The organism is Calyptranema fuscum S582 (genome assembly GCF_055793305.1).
The window spans coordinates 121,542-145,909 of record NZ_JBSLYH010000012.1; the positions used below are offsets into that span (position 1 = coordinate 121,542).

Annotated in this window: 15 protein-coding genes and 1 pseudogene; 8 read left to right on the forward strand and 8 right to left on the reverse strand. The window is 49.4% G+C overall.

Going from position 1 to position 24,368, the window contains the following annotated elements; genetic code table 11:
• Position 1: 1 nt before the first annotated feature.
• Positions 2–1,579 (reverse strand): dolichyl-phosphate-mannose--protein mannosyltransferase, encoded by a 1,578-nt coding sequence (locus ACR6Z4_RS10805; RefSeq protein ID WP_479717272.1) that lies wholly within the window; start codon positions 1,577–1,579, stop codon positions 2–4.
• 274 nt (positions 1,580–1,853) lie between these two features.
• Between ACR6Z4_RS10805 and ACR6Z4_RS10810 the strand changes: the two genes are divergently transcribed.
• The 3 genes from ACR6Z4_RS10810 to ACR6Z4_RS10820 all read left to right on the forward strand — a co-directional run bounded on the left by ACR6Z4_RS10810 (position 1,854) and on the right by ACR6Z4_RS10820 (position 4,260).
• A complete protein-coding gene (locus ACR6Z4_RS10810) occupies positions 1,854–3,227 on the forward strand; it encodes an HlyD family type I secretion periplasmic adaptor subunit (protein WP_479717273.1) in 1,374 nt (457 codons plus the stop codon).
• Between the two features lie 3 nt (positions 3,228–3,230).
• A complete protein-coding gene (locus ACR6Z4_RS10815) occupies positions 3,231–3,827 on the forward strand; it encodes a GDSL-type esterase/lipase family protein (protein WP_479717274.1) in 597 nt (198 codons plus the stop codon).
• 139 nt (positions 3,828–3,966) lie between these two features.
• The gene (locus ACR6Z4_RS10820) at positions 3,967–4,260 is read left to right on the forward strand and encodes a hypothetical protein (RefSeq protein WP_479717293.1); all 294 of its coding nucleotides are present in this window, start codon (positions 3,967–3,969) and stop codon (positions 4,258–4,260) included.
• On the opposite strand, the gene ACR6Z4_RS10825 is transcribed toward ACR6Z4_RS10820, so the two are convergent.
• Positions 4,209–5,126, reverse strand: a complete 918-nt coding sequence (locus tag ACR6Z4_RS10825; RefSeq protein ID WP_479717275.1) for an alpha/beta hydrolase — start codon at positions 5,124–5,126, stop codon at positions 4,209–4,211. The two genes, ACR6Z4_RS10820 and ACR6Z4_RS10825, sit on opposite strands and share 52 nt — an antisense overlap.
• 688 nt (positions 5,127–5,814) lie before the next feature.
• Here ACR6Z4_RS10825 and ACR6Z4_RS10830 point away from each other — a divergent pair.
• Together ACR6Z4_RS10830 and ACR6Z4_RS10835 are read left to right on the forward strand one after the other, a co-directional pair.
• A complete protein-coding gene (locus tag ACR6Z4_RS10830) occupies positions 5,815–7,080 on the forward strand; it encodes a DUF3747 domain-containing protein (RefSeq protein ID WP_479717276.1) in 1,266 nt (421 codons plus the stop codon).
• A 980-nt stretch (positions 7,081–8,060) separates the two neighbouring features.
• Positions 8,061–9,236 (forward strand): DUF4912 domain-containing protein, encoded by a 1,176-nt coding sequence (locus ACR6Z4_RS10835; RefSeq protein WP_479717294.1) that lies wholly within the window; start codon positions 8,061–8,063, stop codon positions 9,234–9,236.
• Positions 9,237–9,348: 112 nt separating this feature from the next.
• Here the strand turns inward: ACR6Z4_RS10835 and ACR6Z4_RS10840 are convergent, their stop codons facing one another.
• Positions 9,349–10,404 carry a M42 family metallopeptidase gene (locus tag ACR6Z4_RS10840; protein ID WP_479717277.1) on the reverse strand — a complete coding sequence of 352 codons (1,056 nt, stop codon included), beginning with the start codon at positions 10,402–10,404 and terminating at the stop codon, positions 9,349–9,351.
• Positions 10,405–10,506: 102 nt separating this feature from the next.
• Positions 10,507–13,203 (reverse strand): response regulator, encoded by a 2,697-nt coding sequence (locus tag ACR6Z4_RS10845; RefSeq protein WP_479717278.1) that lies wholly within the window; start codon positions 13,201–13,203, stop codon positions 10,507–10,509.
• Positions 13,204–14,973: 1,770 nt separating this feature from the next.
• Here ACR6Z4_RS10845 and ACR6Z4_RS10850 point away from each other — a divergent pair.
• Both ACR6Z4_RS10850 and ACR6Z4_RS10855 read left to right on the forward strand, forming a co-directional pair.
• A pseudogene (locus ACR6Z4_RS10850) lies at positions 14,974–15,159 on the forward strand (response regulator transcription factor); the annotation flags it as partial.
• 163 nt (positions 15,160–15,322) lie between these two features.
• Positions 15,323–17,518 (forward strand): tetratricopeptide repeat protein, encoded by a 2,196-nt coding sequence (locus ACR6Z4_RS10855; RefSeq protein WP_479717279.1) that lies wholly within the window; start codon positions 15,323–15,325, stop codon positions 17,516–17,518.
• A gap of 70 nt (positions 17,519–17,588) precedes the next feature.
• On the opposite strand, the gene ACR6Z4_RS10860 is transcribed toward ACR6Z4_RS10855, so the two are convergent.
• Positions 17,589–18,725 (reverse strand): tetratricopeptide repeat protein, encoded by a 1,137-nt coding sequence (locus tag ACR6Z4_RS10860; RefSeq protein ID WP_479717280.1) that lies wholly within the window; start codon positions 18,723–18,725, stop codon positions 17,589–17,591.
• 501 nt (positions 18,726–19,226) lie between these two features.
• Here ACR6Z4_RS10860 and nrdJ point away from each other — a divergent pair.
• A complete protein-coding gene (gene nrdJ / locus ACR6Z4_RS10865) occupies positions 19,227–21,407 on the forward strand; it encodes a ribonucleoside-triphosphate reductase, adenosylcobalamin-dependent (RefSeq protein WP_479717281.1) in 2,181 nt (726 codons plus the stop codon).
• Positions 21,408–21,527: 120 nt separating this feature from the next.
• Here nrdJ and ACR6Z4_RS10870 read toward each other — a convergent pair whose 3' ends face one another.
• From ACR6Z4_RS10870 to ACR6Z4_RS10880, 3 genes are all read right to left on the reverse strand, one after another.
• Entirely contained in the window at positions 21,528–22,562 is a 1,035-nt protein-coding gene (locus ACR6Z4_RS10870) for a hypothetical protein (RefSeq protein ID WP_479717282.1), read from the reverse strand.
• 2 nt (positions 22,563–22,564) lie between these two features.
• On the reverse strand, positions 22,565–23,113 hold the full coding sequence (locus tag ACR6Z4_RS10875; protein WP_479717283.1) for a DnaJ domain-containing protein: 549 nt from the start codon (positions 23,111–23,113) through the stop codon (positions 22,565–22,567).
• A gap of 231 nt (positions 23,114–23,344) precedes the next feature.
• The gene (locus ACR6Z4_RS10880; RefSeq protein ID WP_479717284.1) at positions 23,345–24,319 is read right to left on the reverse strand and encodes a Ycf66 family protein; all 975 of its coding nucleotides are present in this window, start codon (positions 24,317–24,319) and stop codon (positions 23,345–23,347) included.
• Positions 24,320–24,368: the final 49 nt, after the last annotated feature.

Here is a 24,368-nt window from a genome sequence, read left to right on the forward strand (position 1 = left end):
TTTAGATCCAGGACACTAACCAGCGGCGAATATTGACCCCCGTAGGCGACAAGGGTAACCCCAGATAAAACGGTAGCCAGAAGATAAATGCCAGAACAATCAGAAATATCAAGGTTAACCCCGTCACCCGGTGCCATTGCTCAGGACTCTGTAACCAGCGGTCTACTAACAAAGCGATCGCCATGATGGCAAACACCAGTGACCCCATGTAGTGATAGATAAAGGTGCAACGACTGACTTCAACCCAGGGTAACCAATTCGCCATCCAATTGACCACCAAATATAATGCCGTCCAGGTATAGCCGTTGAACACGGGTTGGGGTGGACTGACAGCCTGCAATCCTGAAGTCGGACGAGCGATCGCCCATTGCCATAGCCGATAAATGATCATCGCTACCAAAAGCAGCATTGCCGATGTCGATAACCACCAGAGAATCGGATTGCCCATGGCATGAACGTCGTAGATGACAGTTGCCGAATCCTGGGGTAAGGGTGGTCCGATGACGGGGACAGGGTCATTCCAGCCATGCGCGGTTTTATACAGGTATGCCACAGGTCGCCACATGACAAACCAGCTAAACCATGAGGAACAATAAGGATGGACATCCATGCCACCCACGCGATGGTGATAGTCTAAAATTTTGTTTTGCCAGCCCCAAAAATTAGTGGTCGGGTCAAGCTGAATGTAGGGAATCCAACTGACGTAATAGACCAGTGCCGGGGCGATCGCCCAATACACTATCCCGTGTAACGGATTGATCTGGGTCAAATTTTGTAGCGGGTTGCGAAACTGTCCTTCTCGAACCTGAGTGGGCAATAAACCTGGACGTACTCGATTCAGCAACCGCAGCATCCAGGCTGCAACCCACAACACATACATGCCAAACAGAAACCACAGTCCATTCCATTTGACGGCAAACGCTGCCCCAAAACACAGCCCCGATAGCAGCAAATAAATATTAAATCGTGGCGAATTCAAGATTAACCCGACACTCTTTGCCCAGTTCCTCTGCCCTCCACTCTTTAACGTCTGACTCTGATCCTTGATCCCCTGATCCCCGATCGCCAATAACACAAAAACACTGCCCAATAGCCCAAAGGTATCCAGATAAATGTTGTTGAGGGCATAGCGAGATTCGACCAGAAATAGACCATCCAGAGCCATGAATAGTCCCGCAATTAGCGCATAACTGCGGCGATGACTGAGTTGATAGGCGATCGCCACGACGATTAAGGGAATAAATGAGCCGACTAATGCATTCAGCCAGCGATAGCTAAGGGTCGTCAACATCATGCCCGTCAACCCATTTTGCACCCCTTCTGTGCCCCAGGGAGTCTGCTTTGCCAGCCAAATGCCACCTGCGATAATGTAAGTGCTGAGGGGAGGGTGCCCACCAAATTCCTGGACGCCATTGAGAAACCCTCGGGCGAAATTGGCATAATAGACTTCATCAAACACGAGGGTATCGAAGCGACCCAGTCCCCAAAATCTCAATGCGGCTGAGCAGAGAAAAAGACCCCAAATGCCTATCCCAAACCAGGGAAATGCATGGGCGATGCGTTTAGAAAGCAAGGACATAGGCAGTTTGGAAAAAAGCGTCTCCTTTGCATGGTAAACGGTGGCACGTTAAAACGTGAGAAAGTGATCGACCCAAAACCAGCCACATCCAAGATGCAATTCATCGATAACGCTATACACCTGGATAGATGACGGATGTTGAGGGAGAGCCGCGCGGAGCGCGGCTCTCCCTCAACACCTTGGACGTCGCGCCATTGAGAATTGTGATAGCCTCCCATCTGCCCAATTTGGCACTCAGTCATTATCATGAAATCGTAAGCCTTCTCTCTAACCTATGGAAACTGCCCGAAATCCTTCTGCGGCTCAAGCCCGTCAAACCCGCCAACAGTTTGTTACCCCCGAAGACTACCTGTCCTATGAGCTGGGTAAGGCAGTGCGAGAACTACCCCCTCTCTACACCCGGCTGTTGGCAGGTACGATTACGGCGTTAGTGGTCGGCTCCATTACCTGGGCTTATTTCAGCCTGGTGGATGAGGTTGCTGTAGCACAGGGTGAATTAGTCCCCACGCAGCAGGTACGTCCGGTACGGGCATTGGAAGGGGGGATCCTGCGCGATATTAAGATTAAGGAAGGCGATCGCGTTGAACAAGGGCAAGTGTTGATCGAACAAGATCCGGCAATATCCGATGCCGAGGTGCAACGGTTACAAGAAGCCGCGCTACTGATTCAACAAGATATTGCTCGACTAGACGCCGAGAGCAAAGGTGAAACAGCAACGGGTGTGGCACGACAGGATGAACTCATCGCAGCTCGGCTGCGGGATTTTGACACCCGTCGGGCAGCGGCGATCGCGGATGCTAATCGCTATGATGCGGCGATCGCCGAGTCCAGGGCACGTCTTGCCCAACTCCAGGAAAATCTGACGGGTGCCAGAGCGGTGCTCGTCAATGCCCAGGAACGAGAACGTAGTTTACGGGGTTTGATTGATGGAGCCATTCCTCGATTCGACTATCTTGAGGCAAAAGATCGGCTAACCCAGGCAGAAAATGAGGTGGGTTCGTTAGAAGAAGCCATTCGGGCGCAAGATCAAGCCATCCGGCAAGCAGAGCAGGCATACCAGTCTGCCAGAGAAACGGTAAATAGCCTGTCGTCTCAGCGGCAGAGCGAAATTTTGACCCAGCTCAACCAACGCCGCGAAGAATTAGCCAATGTCCAAGGGCAACTCAATCAAGCGACTCGGCAACAAGAACGAGAGGTGATTCGTGCCCCCATTTCCGGCAGAATCTATAATATTCAGGCAACTTTAAGCGAAGGCACGATTGAACCGGGTGAAGAATTGCTCTCGATTCTGCCCGATGGTGGAAATTTGTCACTTAATGTCAAAATTCTCAATCGCGATATTGGCTTTGTGGAAACCGGAATGCGGGCAAAAGTGAAACTGGCAACATTTCCGTTTCAAGAATTTGGCACCATTGATGGCGTTGTCACCCAAATTAGCCCCAATGCTACCGTCGATAAAGATTTGGGTCTGGTTTTCAATGCGACCGTCCAACTCAACCGCGATACGGTGCCTGTTTATGGCCAAGATGTCCAACTCTCGCCCGGTATGGTGGCAACCGCAGAAATTGTCACCCGCCAGCGGTCGGTCTTCACCTTTTTGCTAGAACCGATTACTCGGCGCTTTGATGAAGCGTTTTCGGTGAGATAGGGAATGGCAACCCTACGGCTGTGTTTTGTTGGAGATTCCTTTGTCAATGGCACAGGCGATCCAGATTGCCTGGGTTGGACAGGTCGGATCTGCCAGGTTTGCAATCATCAAGGGCATGATATTACCTATTACAATCTTGGGGTAAGACGAGATACGAGCGCAGATATTGCCGCTCGCTGGTACGCTGAAGTGTCTTGTCGGTTACCTGGTGATTGTCGTACAGGTGTCGTTTTTTGTTTCGGCACCAATGACACAACCTTAGAGAATGGCGTCGCTCAGCTTGCCCTGCATGAATCCGTGAATTATGCACACCAAATACTAAATACAGCACGTCAGCATTACCCGGTTTTAATGGTCAGCCCACCCCCGATCGCAGACGCCGATCAAAACCTGAGAACGATCCAACTGGTTGAAGCCTTCGCGCAGATGTGTCAACCGTTAACCATTCCCTATCTAGACATCTTCACGCCCCTACACGCTTCGACAGTGTGGATGACTGAAGTTTCTCAAAACGATGGCGCACATCCCCGTGCCGCCGGGTACCAACTGTGGGCTGACTGGGTTCAGCACTGGCAAGCCTGGCACGACCTTTTCCGGTAACGCGTTTAGATAGAGCGATGGCGACGCCATCGCTCTATCTAGCGGAATGCAGCATTGCCCGAAAGGAGGGTGATGACAAGTTCCCGGCAAATCTTGTAAAATAGTACAGGTTTACTGCTTTTATGGGATGGCGACAATCGTGAGAGTCAGAATTGAGGATGGGGTCTTATACCTGCACAGAGACGATGTGCCGGACTACAAAAAACAGGGGTCTGTGGTTCGCAATACCTATTTTTGGGCACTCAAGGCGATCGCCGGTCATGCCAATCGCCATAAAGATTGGGAGTATGAAGAAGAAGTTTGGTTAGCCCTACAGCGAGTTCTATTATCCTTTAGCGAGTCGGGTTATTTGGGGTTAAAAGAAACGATTCTCGAATTTCCTTACCAGGAAGAAATCCCTTCCGTTTTTCGTTCGGTAGCAGTTCGCGAATGAGTTGATAGTGGGTCTAAAAATTGTCCCACAACCCGAAAATATTCGTCGCCTGCGATCTGTGCCACATCGTTGTGGTCGGCATGGGGGACCAGCCAGAGCTGTTTGGGTTGCCTTGCCGTTGCATGTAGCCGTTCACTCATCCAGGCAGGCACTTTAGTATCCGCTAAACCGTGAATAAATAGAGTCGGTATCCGGATATCAGACATTTTATCAATGGAATCAAAGTGCTGCGTCAGAATCAGATGGATCGGGAAAATGCGCAGATGGGCATTGAGATTGACCATCGCTTGCATGGACGTGAAGGAACTTTGCACAATTAATCCACTCGCCTCTGGATGCCGTGCTGCCAAATCAATAGCGATCGCTCCACCTAAGGAATGCCCATAAATCACAATCTGATCGGGTGAAATCTGGCGATCGCGGACGAGATAATTCCAGGTGATTTCAGCATCTTCATACACCTTGGCTTCACTGGGAAAGCCACCCAGACTTTGCCCGTAACCGCGATAGTCGATAATTAAAACCGAAAATCCCAGGCGATGAAAGCGGCTGGCATGCTCTGCATTGGCACCAATATTAACGCCATTCCCATGCAGATAAAGGACGACTCCTTTGGCTTGCCCTTGAGCTGGAATCCACCATCCGTGAATATGACTCTTCAGATCAGTAGAACTGATCGGTAGCCAAATGTCTTCGTACGGCAGTCCAAAGTCTTTGGGGGTTGTTTCAATCGTGGCAGTGGGCAGGAAGATCATTCGTGTCTGCCGAACATACAGTAATAAACAGGCAGAGACATAGGCGATCGCCACGACACCCAGTACGACCCCAAACGTGTTACGCAAGAGCAGAAGCCAAATTTTTGCCATAGTTAACCATTAAAACTGAGTTGCGAAATTCATGCGGTCTGACGAGATAGACGCACCTGCACTCAAGTTTGTCCCCATTTATGCCGCAATCCTCTGGAATTAATCTCAGCTACAGCATTTGCCCCAAAATTCCAGACCTGAACGTGTGATCATCCTCACCCCCTTTAAAAGGTGGGCAAATCTTCAGGAACACAAATTACGTAAAATCCGGAGGTTTGCGTTTGGCAGCGCGGCGATGCCGCGCTGCCAAACGTAAATCTTCTTTATTAAAACTAGAATCCTTAGCAATTGGCGATCGCCATATTATTACTGTCACGTTCAGAACCAAGGGGATGGTTGTGTTGAACCGATGCGCAGAGCGTATCGGTTCAATGCAATCACGGCTTCTCATCCAATTAGTGTCAGGTCATAGCGATAAGGACAGATTGAAAATCGGACTAAGGTTAAGCCCGTTAAAGAGGTGTTCCTGACCCGAGATGAAATCTCTGAAATCAGCTCAGCATCAGGTTGCACGCGAAACTGTTCGAATCCAGAAAAACTTGGGGGCAACTGGCACAGTTATTAAACTCTAACTGTCACACCTCATAGATAGGGATTTCTCAAAGAGGATGAATTCATAGCAAACACACGAGTTCCTGAGTTTGCAAGATCTCTCTAGCCAACGTCACAGAATCTTCGAGGATTGATCATGAAATCTACCATTCGTCGCATCGCTGCTCTTGCTGTCGCTTCTACAACCGCTGCTATGGGGGCATTCAGCACATTTGCACCTGCGATCGCCGCTCAGTTTGGGCAACGTGAAGTGGATCAAAATAAATTTGTTGCCGTTGCTGCACCGATCCGAGGCGGGGCGGCTCATCAACTGCTGGTGCTGGAACAGGTGGCGAACACACGCCCGTGCTGGAGTGAAACAGGGGCTGCACCTGTCCAGATCGACCCACTACTGGTTAATTTTGACTTTTCCGGTATTTGCGGTCGCAGTACCGATAGCAACGGCTACTCAATTCGGGTCAATGGCGAAGACCTGGGGTTGCGCTATAGTCTGCGGGTGGTAGAACGAGATGGCGATATGGTGCTGATTGGCGCACCTAACAACCGCAATGGCGATGAACTAACGATTGGTCGCACCCATGGCGTGACCAGTGACTTTGCCAAAATTGACCTGGAAGATGGCTGGCGCTTTACCAAGCGAGTCTATGGCGATAGTGTGTTGGGTCATGTTTATCTTACTTATGAAGGCGATCTGGCAGCGAATCCGGGTACTCCAAACCCCACACCTACCCCCGTCCCCACTCCCACACCTACCCCTGTTCCCACTCCCGCACCGATCCGATTCCGCGACACTGCCAATGATATTTATCTGAGTGAAATTGAGCAGGCGGTAACGGTTGGGTTTGTGTCTGGGTTCTATGAAGACAATACGTTCCGTCCTTTAGAATCGCTTACCCGTGAACAATTGGTTTCGATGGTGCTGGAAGGTCTCGATCGCTTACCTGACGTCGATTTGACGATTCCAACTCAGGCAACGAGCAATCCGTATACAGATGTCAATACCTCTCGTTGGAGTGCCGCCAAGATCGCGTTTGCTCGCCAGGTGGGCATTGTCAGCGGCTATCAAGATGGCTCTTTCCGTCCGGCCCAACCCGTTACCCGTGCTGAGTTAATCTCGGTATTGCGCAATGCCGCTATCTACGGTCAACAGTTGCAAGGCGAAAGCGCTCAACTGGAACCCTCTCAAGCAGCGATCGCCTTTTCTGATATCAGCACCCATTGGGCACGCCAGGGTATTGACCAAATGTCTAGCTTCTGCGAAGTTGCTTCACCGTTGAACGAGCAAGGTAACGCCTTCTATCCCGATCGCGCCGCCCAACGCAACTATGCCGCTGCCGCAACGTTACGGATGCTGGACTGCATTAGCGAAGCACCCCTCTCGGCAGCCGCCGTAGCGGAATAGGGTATCGCTAAAGCTTGATACGCCTTTGAAGGTGAACCCGAAGGGTTCACCTGCCAAGGCATCCTCAACCCTGACGATCAAATCTGCAAAAGGACTGGGGAATTTTCTTACATAAAAATTTGATTCTGTGATGAGGGCTAAGGGAGTCGGAGATCTGACTCAGTTAGTCCTTTCCTTTTTGCAGTGCGCACCTTCGGCGCGCACTGCAAAACTATAGTGCGCTGACTCCCAGAGAAAGCGAAGGGGCGTTGCCCCGTTGTGTGGGTGACATCCCCATACCCCTTTCAACAGTTGCAGCTTCATATTCAAGGGGTATTCGAAATCTCTGGATGCCTTGTTCAACGCAAGAAGTAGAGTTTTTTCTGCGGAAAAACTCCACCGCTCAAAATAGATTGGGTTTAAGAGAGATCTATAATTGGCTCGTCTTCGCTAAATCACTTCTGCACCTGAGACTACTATCCATTTTCACCATGATTTTGAAAATGAAAAATGCGCCAGCTTTCGTTTTAGTCCTGTTGGTCACCCTAGCCACCTCTAAAACGGTTGCTGCGTCATTAACAACAACCGTGTTGGTGGCACAATCTCCAACGACTCCCGCCGCCTCTCCCTCACCCAGCGCTGTGCCGTCAGAATCGACGGTCAATGGCGAGGGTGCTAGCACACCCACAGGTGCGGGTGTAGATAGCGAAGACGCTAAGGCAACTCCTACACAGGGTAAAATTTCACCCTGGCTCTGGGTTATCTTCCCTGTCTCAGCTTTGGCGTTGTTGCTGGCATGGCTGAAGCACCGTCAAACTGAAACGACAACGGTCGGAGGCGATCGCCCTGGAGTTGTCCCCCCATCAGCGGCAACCGTTCCACCGGGCGAACCACAGTCCCCTGTCTCATCGTCTCCAACCCCGCCTGCTGAGAGCACATTGGCTAGTCGGACAGAGTCCGTGATTTCATCCGACCGAGCTGCGATCGCCGCCACGGGTTTAATTCGAACCGTCACCACAACGACAACTGCTGCTGCTGCTGCTGCTGCTGCTGCTGCTACTGCTGCTGCCGCTGCACGGGCATCTCAAGCAAGCGATCGCCAGCTAGACGACCAGTCGGGCGTTGAAGCCTCTAAATTTGATGTGGGACAAACCGATCTGAGTAGTGAATCCCTGGCATCTGTAGATGAGGGATTGGCAGATTTGCCCGATGGCTACGGTGAAAGTCGGATTGTGTTGCTACCGCGCGACGCCCAATGGGCATATGCTTACTGGGATATCTCCAATGAACATAAAGTTGAGCTGCGTCAGCAGGGTGGCGAACGCTTGGCACTACGTTTTTGCGATGTTACGGATGTTGACCTCAGCCAGCAAAATCCCCACAGCTTACAGCAATATGAATGCGATGAGATGGCGAGAGATTGGCACATTCCTGTACCCGTCAGCGATCGCGATTATGTAGCAGAAATCGGGTACATCGCCGCCGACGGACGCTGGCTGTTGCTCGCCCGATCTGCCCCCATTCATACACCGCCAATCTATCCCACCGATTGGTTTGAAGACCAGTTTCTCAACGTGGAATGGGAACAAGACTTGCGCAACCAGATGTTGATTACCCTGACACCCCCTGGTCAACGCCCGTCATCCGGCAACCCGACGATCTACGACCAACTGTTTGATCTGGCGCAGCCTAATGCCGCCCAACGGGTGGCAGGTTCTCTATTTGGTTCGATGCATCAAGTCCCAGGTTTGGCGTTGGGTTCGATGCATCGGGTCGATGTTCAACCGATCAGTTCGTATGTCTTTCCATCGGGCATTGGCATGGGGTCGGGGATGGGGATGTCGGGCATCGGCATGATGTCTGGGGTAGGCTGGGCAGCATCTATGCCACCGATCCGTCCGCGTCAGTTTTGGTTGGTTGCCGATGCCGAACTGATTGTTTACGGAGCCACAGAACCCGATGCCACCGTGACGATCGCAGGTCAACCCATCCGCCTTAGCCCCGATGGCACCTTCCGCTTCCAGATCCATTTCCCCGATGGCAATTTCGATTATCCCGTCATGGCAGTGGATACCGATGGCGAACAAAATCGCTGGATCCACATGACGTTTCTCCGGGAAACGCCAGAGCAACATACGAATACCAAAGCAGACGCAGAAGACGAGTGGTTGCCTTAAATCAGCGATCGCTGAACAGATTAGCTTGCCAAGACAGCAACCGTCGAGACGGTTAAATCAGGAGGTTGTGTGAGAACCCGCGCGGGGCGCGGGTTCTCACACAACCTGTGTCCTAATCGAAGATTGATGTGCCCTGACAATACGATTGCAGAATCGTAATGCAATTGGCGATCGCTCCTAGATGAGCAATTTCATAGCCATGGGTATTTTGCGTTGGAAACGACAAACAAGCCGCCCGCCCCACATGCCCCATCTTCATGGCGATCGAGGCATCGCTGCCAAACCCTGTAATTACTGCCAATTGCAACGGCACTTCCAGCCGATCTGCCGCTTGCCGAATCTCTTGATTTAACCCTTCATCGTAAATGCCATAGCCATCTTGGGAGAGTAAAACCGGGGCTGAGCCATCGTGGATGACATACTCCTGAGATAACGGACAAATTTCTAGCGCAATTAGTGCGTCCAAACGATGGCGATTAGTAAAATAAAGCGCACCCAATGCGCCAACTTCTTCTTTTGCGGACGCAATTAAATAAGTATCCATTATGGGATCTTTAAGCGTTTCGGCTAACGTCAATAGAATAGCGACCGATGCTTTATTATCCAGGGTATAACTGGCGATGTGATCATTCAGCCGAAACGGACGCTTACGGTGTTTACCTACGACCATACGTGTTCCTGGACGAATCCCTGCTGCCGCCAGGTCTGACAACGTGGCTTTGGTTTCGATCCAGGCATCTTCCCAGCGCACAGGTTGTTCGTCTTGTTGTACTTTTTGAGGCGATTCATGGGAAACATGGCGCGACCCAAAACTCAAAATGCCGCTCAGGGTCTGGCGATCGCCCAATAAATCTACCACCCCTTCTCCATAGACCCAGGGGAAAGCACCGCCCAAGCGCCGCACCTGCACCCGTCCATCTGCTTCGACCGTTTTAACAATGCCACCAATTTCATCTTTGTGGGCAGTAATGGCAATGCCACGACCCGATGTTCGTCCCGGAATTTTGGCGATCGCATTGCCTGCCTCATCTTGCCAAGCTTCAACGCCCAGATCGTGAAACTGCTGCATTAAAAACTGATCGATCTCTGCCTCTACGCCGCTGGGAGAATGGTGCATCACGAGAGTTTCAATCCGATCAAACAGAGCATCATAGTCGGGTAACGGCATAGTGATGATTCATGCATATAGGAGTTGGAATGAGGCGTTTAGCCAATCATCTTTCGCAGATTTAATTGTGAGGTGCACAGACAACGCCTGCGCCCCCTACAATCACTGCTTCAAACAAGACGAACTCAGAAGATGATGGATTCGTTCAGCCAGTTGTTTCAAAATGATGGGCTTGGTTAAATAATCGGTTGCACCCGCCTGCAAACATTTTTCGCGATCGCCTGACATTGCCAATGCCGTCAGCGCAATAATCGGCAAATGGGCAAACTCTGGGTCAGATCGAATTTGATAAATGGCTTCTAACCCATCCACAACTGGCATCTGGATATCCATCAAAATTAAGTCAGGGTGACGGGCTTTCGTCAGTGCGATCGCCTCTTCTCCATTATTCGCCACAATTAAGCGATATCCTCGCCCTTCCAGATACGCAGAAAACGTCATGATATTTTCGATATGGTCTTCTGCTAACAAAATCAAAGGCGATCGCACAGATTCAGTAGGTGCGGCAACGCCCTTGGAAGATGAGGCAGCAGACGTAAATGCAGCCGGTAGACTATCGGGATGACATGGCTGAAATTGATCGGGAATGGCGATGGTAAAACAGCTGCCTTGCCCTAACACACTGTCAACTGTAACCCGACCTCCGTGCAATTCGGCAATCCGCCGCACCAACGCCAGCCCTAAGCCAGTGCCAGCATATTGACGATTGAGTTTACTGTCGATCTGCATAAAGGGTTGAAACAACTTATCCAGATTTTCTGACGCAATACCAATGCCCGTATCTGTAATGGAAAACAATAACCAGCTTCCAAATCCCAGGTGTTCTGGTTCGCTTGACCCCCGCTGAGCAGCAGTCGTAAAGGGTTGACGGCTGACGGACAATGTAATCGAACCTCCGTCTGGCGTGAACTTGATGGCATTACTGAGGAGGTTGATCAACGCCTGACGCAAACGACGTTCATCGGCTTGTGTGTTGCCAATGTGTTCTGCAATGACGCTGCTCAGATTAATCTGCTTTTTCATTGCCATCTGGCGCACAAAGGTAAGACTGGTATCGCAGAGGCTGCGAATCGAAACGTTGCTAACGTCGAGTTCTAATTTGCCCGACTCAATTTTAGACAAATCGAGAATGTCGTTGATCAGTTCTAATAAATGCGTGCCACTGCGTTCGATCGTCGCGATCGCCTTGCGTTGACCATCGTTGAGCGTACCAAAGACCTCATCTTGAAACCCTTCTGACAACCCCAAAATGGCATTGAGTGGAGTTCGCAGTTCGTGACTCATACTGGCTAAAAATTCATCTTTAAGTCGAGTTGCACGCGCCAGTTCGATATTCATGTGCATCAATTGTTCATTGATTTCCTGCAATTGGGCTTCGGCTTGTTTGCGATCGCTAATATCTGTTACAGAACCGGATATACGAATCGGCTTGTTTGCTTCATTCCATAACGCCTGCCCCCGATCTAACACCCATAAGTAAGAACCATCTTTATGGCGAATCCGATATTCTTCTTTAAAAAATGGCGTTTGTTGGGAGAAATGGGCATCCAGTGCAGCTAAGACGCGATCGCGATCATCCGGATGAATACAGCTCGACCAATTTTCTACACCCGTACCCACTTCGCCCTCTACATATCCCCACATTTCGTACCACCGAGCCGAACGAAATACGTGATGGGTAACCAGGTTCCAATCATAGATACCATCATTACTGCCTTGCAATGCCAGGTGCCAGCGTTCTTCACTCTCACTCAACTCAAGGGTGCGTTGTTCTACCCGAGCTTCTAGATCTTGGTTGAGGTATTGTAAAGCCCGTTCTGCCCGTTGACGTTCGGCAAGTTCGGTCTGCAATTGCTCATAGGCGCTGGCTTGTTGAATGGCGATCGCAATTTGTACGGCTAGCTGGTCTAACAGATCTAAATCCATCGAGTGCCAGTGCCGGGGCGCAGCGCATTGATGAGCAATCAACAATCCCCAGAGTTGGGCGTTTACCAAAATCGGCACGACCAGATTGGCTTTGACCTCAAACTGCTCTAACAATTGAATATGACAGTCGCTTAAACCGGCTTGATAAATATTATCGATCGCCCGTTTTTTTCCTTGTCGATACTCAGTTCCAGCTCCTTGTTGAAAACAGGTATCTTCTATCACCTGCCCCAATGCCACTGTCCAACCAGCTAACACCGACTCTGCCACAACTGAGCCACTCATATCGGGTTGAAACTGGTAGATCAACACCCGATCGGCTTTGAGAAACTGGCGTACCTCAGTTACCGTGATGTTGGAGATTTGGCTGAGATGCAAAGATTGGCGGATGCGAAGGGCGATCGCTGCCAGGAGTTGCTGTTGCTCTTGTGCCTGCACAACCTGACGGGCTAAATGAGTTCGTTCAAACAGGCTATGAATTGTATGGTGAAACAGTTCGGGGGTGAGCCTGTTTTTGAGTAGATAATCTTGTGCCCCACTTTTCATTGCCCCGATGGCTAAGTCGATGGCTGACTGCCCTGTTAACACAACGATTGCCGACTGTGTCTCACTCAACAATTGCCGAATGCTCTGAAGGCACTCGATGCCATCACTATCAGGTAGCCGCAAATCCAGCAAAATTAGGTCTGGCACTTGCCGCTGGCACCATGCTAATGCCTCGGCTGCTGTACTACATTCTGTAATGTGATAAAGATAACCCTCATCCTTTTGTAGAAACCGACGACAAGTCATTCGATCTTCGGCGCAGTCATCGACCAATAAGATGCTAAAAGAATGGACTGGGTCAGCAGGGGGTTCAAGAAGGCGCATCATAACAAAATCTAACCAAACTCTGTCGTAGCTAAAGGCTTGATATCCAGACTGTTATCCAGCAATTGCTCATTGATCTGTGGACATAAGGATCGTGGATTAAATCAGATCGACGATTGAATCGCGAAGGGGCGAACGGTCGTTCGCCCGTACAACACCTCATCGACGTTATTTAATTCCCATTCCTAAGCAGGGTTAGAGGCTTGAAGAGAGTTTTTATAAAACGGTGGCTCTCTCATAACCATGCTTTCAGTTCGTTTAGGATCAGGGATTTAGTAAACCCGAAGATTTATAGTTGTCGGCACGGTGATGCCGTGCTGATCACTATAAATCTTCAGGGTTTATTTATTTTGTGATCCTGAGTACGGCTCTTCACACGTAGGGTTTGAAAACAAGGAGGGTGGAGCTAGTGCCCTCTTGTTTTCAACCTTTTATTTGGGACGAACTGTACTTAGTTTGACAAAAGATATTAAGAATTATTTTGTATTCCTAAGCCTCAAACAGTCTGAAACAAGTTTTAATAATCCACTTAACGTTAATATAAATCTCTACCTTATTTAAACAGTGCATTCAACTAAAAATCCTGATTTTTCTCTCGTTTTTGTAAATTTATTTTTACCATTGTGGATAGAAAGTAAACCGTGAATCTGTTGAATCACAAATTGACGCCATACTGAAAAGCCTGAAAAGAAAAATCGCCCGAGTTTAAATCAGCATCTAGACCCAATCAATGACTTAGGATCATGGATTTAATAAACCTCAAGTTTTTAATTAATTTGTAATCTTTAGGCTCACAAATTAATTAAAACTCGGACGTTTATTTTTGGAAGCGCGGCAGAGCCGCGCTTCCAAAAATAAACCTTCGGTTTTATTAAATCCACGATCCTTATGATCATGGATTTAATAACCTGTAATTCTTGGGTAAGGGCGCACCGCTGTGCGCCCCTACAGAGCACTTGACTCATAGGAATTATTTAATTCACGATCCTTAGGATCACTTTTTGAGAAAACGACGGCTCCGCTCCATCTGGCTTGAAAGGAATTGGGCTTTATTCAACCCCCTCATGCTTACCTTGCGTTTAAATTGGGGCAAGAATTCTCTTATCTAGGTTATCTTGAGTGGAGCAATTCTCAATAACCCGATACGTTAATGAGACGACTTTCATGGATAACGTATATGACTCTAAAACCAATAGTCTATAAATCCTTGAGTGTTGTGAAGTAGATTGTAAAACCTGATACAAACCGTCATCTCGTTCAACAGGGGTAGCGCCCTAAAACACGGGTTGTTTTATAAAAAAAACTGTTTTATAGCAATCCTAAATTAGTTGTGAAAGCGCCCGCCCTTCGGGCGGGCGCTTTCACAACTGATCAGATTCACCAATCCAATAAGATCGCTATACCTGTCTCAATTTTACTAAGACTCATTGTCAATACTCAAGTCGATTGGAGCCTGGATGTAACGCGAAAACTTAATAGTTTGGTTCAAAGTCAATGAGCTAACTCTGTAGTGTCTGAATCAGTCATCACCGGAGAACTAAATGAAGCTAAATCACACATGACCAGGCTCATGATGATGTTGTGACGATTCTATCCAGCGCTATCTGACTGAGTCTGCGATCGCCGTGAATCTATTCCCAGACCCCACCCGATCTTAGATCGATGCAGGGCAGGGAGTTTGCCCCTAACTAGTCAACCGTAAAACAGGAGATTTGAGTGATGTCTAAGAGTATTGAAGCATCCGTTCCACCGGCTCAGAAGTCTTACCATTGTCTTTCGTCTCGCGAAATGGAAGTGGTCAAACTGTTAGTAGAAGGGCACAGCAATGCAGAAATTGCAGCGGCACTCTACCTCAGCACCAGCACCGTTAAAACCCATGTCCGCAATATTTTTAATAAGTTTGGCGTCGATCATCGTCTCCAGGTCGCGGTTATCGCCTTACGACATGGATTGTGCTGAGTATTGACAAGCACAACCTACCCTCTATCAACGCTGCTGTTTATCCGGATTGCCATTAGAAGTGACGAGTAAGGAATAAGGGGAACTGTCTATCAAGCACGAGCAGTTTTGTACCCCAGACCTTTACTCTCAGCGCTACATCAACGGATACCAGTGAATAGTTATGGTGGGACGGCATCCAGACCCATTTAAGGCAAATGAACCTCCCGATGGTCTTGACCGCACTCTGCTCCCTTCACCCAGGCAAGTGCCATCTATGCAAGCGAGTGGGGCTGACAATCTTGCTTTATCGGCTGATGCATTGCCCCTTGATTTAGACCCCACTCTACCATCGGATACTGAGGCAACGTTACAACTCCCGGCGGCGTTGTTACCCCGGCGATTCCCAAAGTCGTGGCGCTGGTTATCGGCTGGCTTGAGTCTTTCAGGAACGTTGAGTGGTGTCGCAACATTCGCGTTTTTGTGGATGGCATCAGTGCCGCCAGCAACCGACTGTCAAACTATTTCGTTGCGATCGCCCGATCGCCAGCGGCTTTCGTGTGCGCAATCAGCAGCCCAATCGGGAACGTTACCCGAGTTAGTGGCAGCGATGAATATGGTCAAGACCTGGACTCCTGACCATCCGCTGTATTACGAAGCTCAACAGTCGATGGCAAGCTGGTCGGAGATCATTTTAGATATTGCCCGTCAGAAAGCTGCCGAGAGCGATCTGCGAGGGGCGATCGCCATTGCTATCCAAATTCCGTTATCGAGTCCCCGGTACGCTGACGCAAAAGCGGCGATCGCCCAGTGGGAAAGCCAACGCAATGCAGGGGCGGCGATTTATGCCCAGGCTCAAACAGCCCTAAAAAGTCAAGATTGGGATCAGGTTTCTCAACACATTTTGGCATTGAGCGCCCTGGAAGATCCCTACTGGAATACGCAACAGGTGAGTGCGTTGTCGCAACAACTGATGGTGGAAAAGCAAGCCAGACGATCTTTAGAACAGGCGAAAAAATGGGGGCAATCCGGCAATTCAGAACAGTTGAGTGCTGCCGTTACTTTGCTGAGTCAGATTTCGCCAGAGTCTTATGCCAGTGCGGATGCGCATGCTTTGTTGCAGCAATGGGGCGATGCCTTACTCACCCTCGGCGGACAAAAGTGGCAAGCAGGACAGTTGGATCAGGCGATCGCCCTGGCACGACGCGTAGCGCTCAATCCCGACTTAGCCAACGATGCCCATGATCTAGAGAAACTAAGTCAAGCCCGAAAGCTGGCATTTGCCAGTGGTAGCCATTGGAAAGTGGATCCCAGCCATCTCTGGAATTTGATGGAGGCGATCGCCGCTGCCCGCCAAATCCAACCCGACAGTCGGTTTTATCAACAGGCACAGACCACACTAGATAGTTGGGACGCACAACTCGAAGATTTGAACCAATTGCAACTGGCACAGCTAGCGGCTGGCTCAGGACAAGAACAGTTACTGGAAGCGGCGATCGCCCTGGCACAAACAGTAACTCCCAGCCATCCTCGCAGACTCCAGGCACAAACCTTAATTGCCTATTGGCAACGAGAATTGCAACGCGTGGAAGATTCACCTCACCTGGTGCGGGCACAGCAGTGGGCAGAAATTGGCAATGTCACCTCTCTACAAATGGCGATCGCAGAAGCCAGTGAAATCGCCTTGGGACGAGTTCTGAGAGGCGAAGCTCAGGGACTAATTTATCGCTGGAATCGACAGATTCAGGTACTGGAAGATCGCCCATTTCTGTTACTGGCACGGTCACGGGCACGGCAGGGAAATTTAGCGAAGGCAATTCAAACTGCCAATCGAATTCGTCCGGGTCGGGTGCTTCATGCCCAAGCCCAGGCTGCCATCCAAGATTGGCAGACAGAACTGCGACGTACGCAACCCCCGTCTGACCAAACGGCTCAAGCCCCCACTCAATCCCTACCTGCTACGCCTTCACAGCCAGATTACTCGGCACCATTGACGACCGAGCAGCCTGAACCAAGTCGTCCTGTCACCCCTCACCCCACTGCCAAACCCGTCTCCTCTTCTGCATCGGTAAACCTCCAGACCGCACCTCAGCCCAACAACTCCCGTCTCAACACCACATCTCCGCCCAGTCCTCAACTCACTGCACCCCGCACCACCGCACCCGCCCGAGACGATCGTTCACCCCAGCACTCATCGCCTGCGGCTGTCGAAGCGGTGCCGTCGGCACGACCCACCACCACAGCCCCTACTCCGGCTCTTACCCCTGCCCCTGCACCCACAGCGATCGCCGTTCCACCGCCGCCGCCTGCGATCGCTCCCTCTCCTGGCGAAACAAAACCATCCAGAGGCAATCAGGCTATCAGCGGATCGGGTGTCTAGTGTTATACGGACGAACAGCCGTTCGCCCCTGCACACGATGCCATCGGCGATCGGATTTAATTCACAATCCTTACGTAAAACACAGACTGGTGTGTGACACACTCATGTCCAGCGGGTCGTCTTTGATTTTTTTTGACGGTTCCTCTCCTAACACTTGCTGGTAGCACTCCAACGCAGACTCCACCTGGTTCAAACTTTCGTGCAACTTGCCTAAGCGGCACAGCATACTTTCCACCTCTGCCTTGTTGCCGAGAAACTGGTACACATCAATTGCCTGCCGCAAATATTCCATAGACGAGAGCGGCATGCCTTCCTGGTCATACACCAGAGAAATTTGCCGCAACAAATACCCTTCTCGCCGCCAATCTGCGGTGCCCCGGCGCAGTTCTAAGGCTTCGTGGTAGCAAGAAATCGCATGGAATGGTTGGTCGATGGTTTCATAGGCGCGACCCATTGCCGTCAGGGCAGTTGCTTCTCCAGCAAAATCTCCTAACGCAATCCAAATTGCCAATGCTCGTTTGAGATGCTTCATGGCTGGCTTGGGTTGATTCAGCTTGCAATAGAGCAGACCTGTGTTGTAGTGGGTGGTCGCTTGCCCTTCTTGTTCGGGCGTATCTTCTAAAATTCCGGTTGCGACCAGGCAAAGTTGCTGTGCCCGTTCATAGTCACCCAGTTGCGTGTGCAGAATGCCCATATTGTTCATGGCAAACCCCAGACCCGCCATATCTTTGGCATCCAGGAAAGCTTCCAGCGATTCTTTGTAAAATTGCAGGGCTTGGGTGGGTTGTTCCATATGGCGATAGATCAATCCCAGGTTGCAGAGGCTATTGGCAATGCCTGCGGCATAGTCAGCTTCTATTGCCCATGTCAGCGCCGTTTCACAGTGGCTCACGGCATCAGGAAACTGTTCCAGACCGCAATAGGCTAACCCCAGGCGATTGCGTGTATCGATGCGGGCGGTGTCTGTCAATTTTTCAGAATAGGTTTGCAGTAAGGTTTCGAAGGTGGCGATCGCTTCGGCAAAATGTTGTTGCGAATAGTACTGCCAGCCCAATTTTTGCAAGTGTTCAATATCACCCTGTTGAGAGGTCTCAGAGGCGATCGCCGTTGCCTCAGATTGTGCCGCTGGAGTCATGAGAAAAGCCAACAGAGCAAGGGGAGCGTTGACTAGAAATTGAATATGGCGAAATAGGGGGAGCACCATCATATGTCGTTCTCCATCAACAGGTTGGGGTTGCTATGGAGATCTATCTCTCGGATTTAGCAGGGTTATGCAAAGCTTTACAGAAGTTTATTGAAGACTTGGTTTTGATTTGTGGAAATTACGTCCTGGCACCATTAAAACTCACAACTTTTTGGGAGCGCGCGGCTTCGCCGCGCGCTCCCAAAAAGTTATTTGGTTTAACACCAAGCGACATCAGAATGTTCGTCAGGCGATTAGAATCCAACTGCTCTTACCCCTCAATTTGGATCTACCATACGTTTCTTATTTCATTTTTATGCCCAGATTTAGTATAGTGGTTACTTTGCTGTACCTTTCAACGCCACCTGTGGTGTTGAAGAAGCAGGTGGCACATTTCAGAAGATGTAATTAGCTTGAACTTTGCATTGCATGTTGAGTAATACTAATGAACTTCTTTTCTATGACGCACAGCTTGTGAATGTTGATTTAACCACTTAAACACCATATCTGAGGTATTAACTCCTTATGGTTCAGGACATTGAACGTACCTCCCCCTCCTTCCAATCCAGTCAGTTTCCAGCGACCGCTCCCGCTGCGAACCCCGTGTTTTACCGAACCTATAGTCGTCGGGGTGAAAAAACTGGACATTTACGTGAAACCTGGAGTGAGGTTTGCGATCGCACGTTGCAGGGCATCACTCAACTGGGCAAGTTAACCCCCGAAGAAACTGCCCTGGTCGGCAAAATGCAACGTCAACTGAAGGCGCTTCCTTCGGGACGCTGGCTTTGGGTCGGGGGAACCCCCTGGATTGAAAAACCTGAAAATTTTTCGGGCGCGTATAACTGCACCAGCACCAATGTCATCGATTGGCGCGCATTTGGCTTGATGATGGATCTAGCCATGATGGGCTGTGGCACGGGTGCGGTGCTAGAACCCAAGTACATCAACCAGTTGCCTGCGATTCGTAATCGTCTGGTGATTACGATGCAAGGAGAAATTGGGGCTACCCCAGTTGGCGATCGCCACGAAACGACTGAGCTAAGCATCGATGGCAACCAGGTTTATCTGCGCGTTGGCGATAGCCGCCAGGGATGGGTTAAGTCTTACCAAAGCATTTTGGAACTTTCGAGCGATGAACGCTTTTCCGACGATGTTCACGTCACGATCGACCTCAGCGATGTCCGTCCTGCTGGTGAACGGTTAAAGGGCTTTGGTGGCGTTGCCAACCCGATTCGCCTACCCAGCCTGTATGAACGCTGTGCCACATTGCTCAATAAGGCAGTAGGTCGGCAACTCAACTCGATCGAGTGCTGCCTGCTGATTGATGAAGCAGCGGCTTGTGTCGTCGCCGGAAATATCCGAAGATCAGCCGGGATGCGTCAGTTTGACAGCGAAGATGGGGTAGCTGCCGGAGCCAAAGAAAATCTCTGGATGCAAGATGCAGAAGGCAATTGGCGGATCGATCCAGAACGGGATGCGCTGCGGATGGCAAACCATACCCGCGTCTTCCACCGCAAACCCACGTTAGAAGAATGTACCGAAGCCGTTCGTAAGCAGTACTACTCGGGTGAGGGTGCAATTCAGTGGGCGGGTGAAGCAGAACGGCGTGCCGGTGGCGAAGGTCGCTATGGTCTGAATCCTTGCGGGGAAATTTTAGGACAAAACTTCCACTGTAACCTATCGGAAGTACATCTGACGCAACTTGATCCCAAAAATTTCAAAGATCAGGAAGACGCTTTTACGGCGGCTGCCCTGTCGGTTGCGGCGTTGCTCAACCATCGGTTTAACGAACCTCGCTATCAAGACTCGCGGGAAACCGATCCCATTGTGGGCGTTTCATTCACAGGGTTGTTTGATTTCTTTGTTCAGGCATTTGGGGTGGAATGGTTGCGGTGGTGGGCACAGGGTCGCCCAGATACAATTACTGGCTTGGAGTTCAGGCAACAAGAGCAAGCCTATCTGAGTCGCTGGAAGGATACAGTCCATCGCGCAGTGTGGGAGTATTGCGATCGCCATCAGATCAAGCGTCCCAACCGTTGTACGACCGTTCAACCTGCCGGAACTAAATCGTTGCTCACAGGTGCCAGTCCGGGTTGGCATCCGCCCAAAGCCCAGCGCTTCATCCGCCGGATTACGTTCCGCAAGAATGATCCCGTGGCACTGGCGTGCATGGACTATGGCTATACCATCGTGCCGTCACAGTCTGACAAAGATGACAACGGCAATTTATTAAACGATCCGTTTGATTCGCGTTGCACCGAATGGTTGGTCGAAATTCCGGTCGAAGTTTCCTGGGCAAATCTACCCGGAGCCGATGAGATTGCCATCGAGCAATTCTCAGCCTTGGCGCAGTTTGATTTCTATATGCAAGTGCAAAAGCATTACACTGCCCACAATACAAGTGCCACGATTGAGTTGCGCGAAGACGAAATCGACCCCTTAGCCACTCGCATTCATCAGGCGATCGCCAATAATGAAGGGTATATCAGCGCAGCATTGCTGGCACGATTTGATGCACCGTTCCCCCGTTTGCCGTTCGAAAAGATCGATCGGGAAACTTACCTGAAGCTTCAGCAAGAGGTTGCTGCCCGACAGCAAACGACCGATTTTTATCGATCGCTGTCTCGCTACGACTCTGGAGAAATGGTTGTAGAGGGGCCCGCAGGTTGCGATAGTGATAAGTGCATGATGCCCGAACAAAAATAGTGAATGGTTTGGGGTGCTAGGCACCCCAAACCATTCACCGCTAGGGCTTTATCTTAAAGCTATAGGCACAAAAGGTGGAGTATTCCACCTTTTTTAGTTTTTACAGCAAAATGTGTTGCTTCACTTTGCTGTACCCACTCTGCTTGCTGGAAGGAACAGCACATGTGGCTTACGTGCATCTATGGGTTGTGGATTGCCCAATACAAGTTTCTGTTGCTCTAACCAAATTACAACCTCTGTTTTGTCAGGATAGTAGCTGTGGACAAAGTTAATAAAATCGTCAATTGTACATGACTTTTGAGTTCCTCCCATGTAATTTTGGTGGAACTGTTCATGAACCTTACAACTTAAAGTAATAAGATTACTCTGCACATCAGCTAAATACGGATAATCGTTTCGTGAGTAGAGGTGATGGGTTGCTAATAGCAACTGATTAACTTTGTTCTTTTTTTCTCCTGTGACTTTGCACGTATTTTTATCACGGTCTTTCTTAACTTTGTCCATTGCAATTTGGACATTTTTCTCACGCTGCAAAATTTGGGTGACGATGTCTTCAATTTGAGGTTTAATTACTTCGCCCACATCTTTACATTCTTCTCTACGATTCTTTTTCGAATGGCATTCTGCAAAAGCTTGAGCAAGTTTACGAATGCCATCTAAAGAAAAATATTGTCCTCCTGCATCAAGAAAATCTTCATAATCTTGACCTTTGATAAGAGGATATTGAGTGCGCTGAGTATAATCAGCCATTTTGACTAAATAATGTGACTTTGTCCCAAAAATAGCTACAGCATCAGCCTTTGAAATCCAAAATTGATCTCTACGTCTGACTAGAGATGGACAATTATCTAAAATTTTTCTCCTAACAAAACTTTGTCGAATTTTAGTTTTGGTGTGCAGAAACCAATCAAGTAGTCTTTGCCAGAAGTTTTGCTTTTCGGTTGCTTCCATATAACGAGCAATAGTGTATGCCCCCGATTGAGCATACTCTCGCAGACCTGTAGCTTTATTAACAATTTTGTAATCTTTCCCTTCAGTTAGTTCCCACTCATCATCTGTAATTGAGTCAAAAAACTTCTCAATATCTATCAGTTTTTGAGAACTGATTTGTAATTCTTTAATCAGATCTTGGCAAGTGATATAAGTTTCAGCCATTTCTAAAACTTCTCCGTAAGGCTCTTGTAAAACACAGTCAAGCGATCGAAGATTTGGGCATCTCCCGTATCTTGGTTGTCTGGATGATAAAGCTTACTCAGATTTCGATAGGTGGACTTAATATCTTCTGTTGTTGCAGTTTTTGGGTCGAGTCCAAATGCTTTCCAGGGCATATCGTACTTAAATATGTTTATCCCATTAATGCATCCATATCCCTGCTGATTTTCTTCTTCTGGAAGAATGCCAATCAGTTTCCGATAAAGCAACTCCCAGCCATCCTTTTTGCTGAGATTAAGTTTGCCCATGCCACTGGTTGCAAGTTGGAAAGCGCCTGATTTTCGTAGAGTTGTTGTGTCTTTAACGGAGAAATACTGATAGACTGCCTGTTTTAACTGAGTGGCAGTCAAGGGTTTATTTTTTCGTGTTGTTGTTGCTTCTTTCTGAAGTACAAAGTGTGCAAATTCTGTTAAAACTGACTCGCTGTATCCATACTCTGTAACTATCCGCTGGATTTCAGATTCAACTCTTTTAGTAAGCTTCTTTGTTGCCATAATTGGCTATCTCCATCGGGGGTTGATGAAATTTCATTGAGATGCACGTTTCCTTCTCATTGTTCCCGACGATCAGTAAACATTCACAGTATGTTTAAGTGAAGTTTGAGACAAGAAGCAGCAATTCCAGGTAAAAATGCTTTGAGCTAAGGCTGTGAATAAATTTTCAAACTAAAAGGAGCAGCGCACATATGCGCTGCTCCTTTTAGTTTGAAAACAACAATTAGATGTTTAGGTGTAATCCGATGTGTTATCGGGATCGCGATCGCCGTAGTCAATCGGCTGATAGTCTACATAATCGGCAGATGTACCTTCCCCACCCCGCCGAGTCGATCGGGGTCGCTTGGGACGAGACGTAGACTCTGAAGACCGATAGGCAGACGAACTGTTGTAGGTAGACGAACTGCTGCCGTACTCTCCGGAATCGTAATCTGAAGGGCTGGAGTAGTCAGGTGCATCGTAGCCAGAGCGACCCCCATCATCGGTAGGATCATACCCCGACCGGCTGGAACGACCCGATGCCGACCGACCTTGATAGTCATCATCCCAAACACTACGAGATTCGTAAGGGTCAGAAGAATATGAATCAGATGGACGCTTACTAGACGAACGACCCCCTGCATCGGTAGGGCGCTTCCGCCGAACGCGATCGCTAGAGGCAGAGCGATCGCTGGCACTGCGACCACTGGATGGACGTCGCCGCACATCTTCATACTCATCCTGGGTAGAGCGAGTATCTCGACTGCCCCGAATCCGCCGGGTAATCGGTCGTTCATCAACGGGTGGAATTTCGTCTAATTCAGCCCGATACACCCGACTGACCGGACGTTCATCGTCCACAATCGGCGTAAATCGCTTGGCTTGCTCGGTTGTGACTTCCCGGAGGCGAATACTTTGGTAGGCAAAAAAGCCAGTTGAAATTGCCAACATATAATAGCCAAAGGTCAGCAATGGATCTAAGCGCCAACCCTGGAAAAATAGAATGGCACCACAGAGAAGGGCGATCGCCGAGAAAGCGATGTCATAATCACGAGCCAGTTGAGGACGGAAATTTCTTAAGAAATATAGCCCCAACCCGCCAAACACCAGAACAATACCCAAAAATGTGGCAGGGTTGCTTCCCAGGTTCACCTGAGCCAAGACTGGCTGAGTGGATGGCAGCATCAGACCCAATGCATTACTCCAGCCGAGTCCAAGGTCGATCATTGCTCGTCTCCGTGAATAACGTCCTAATATTAACGCCTAAAGTAGAACT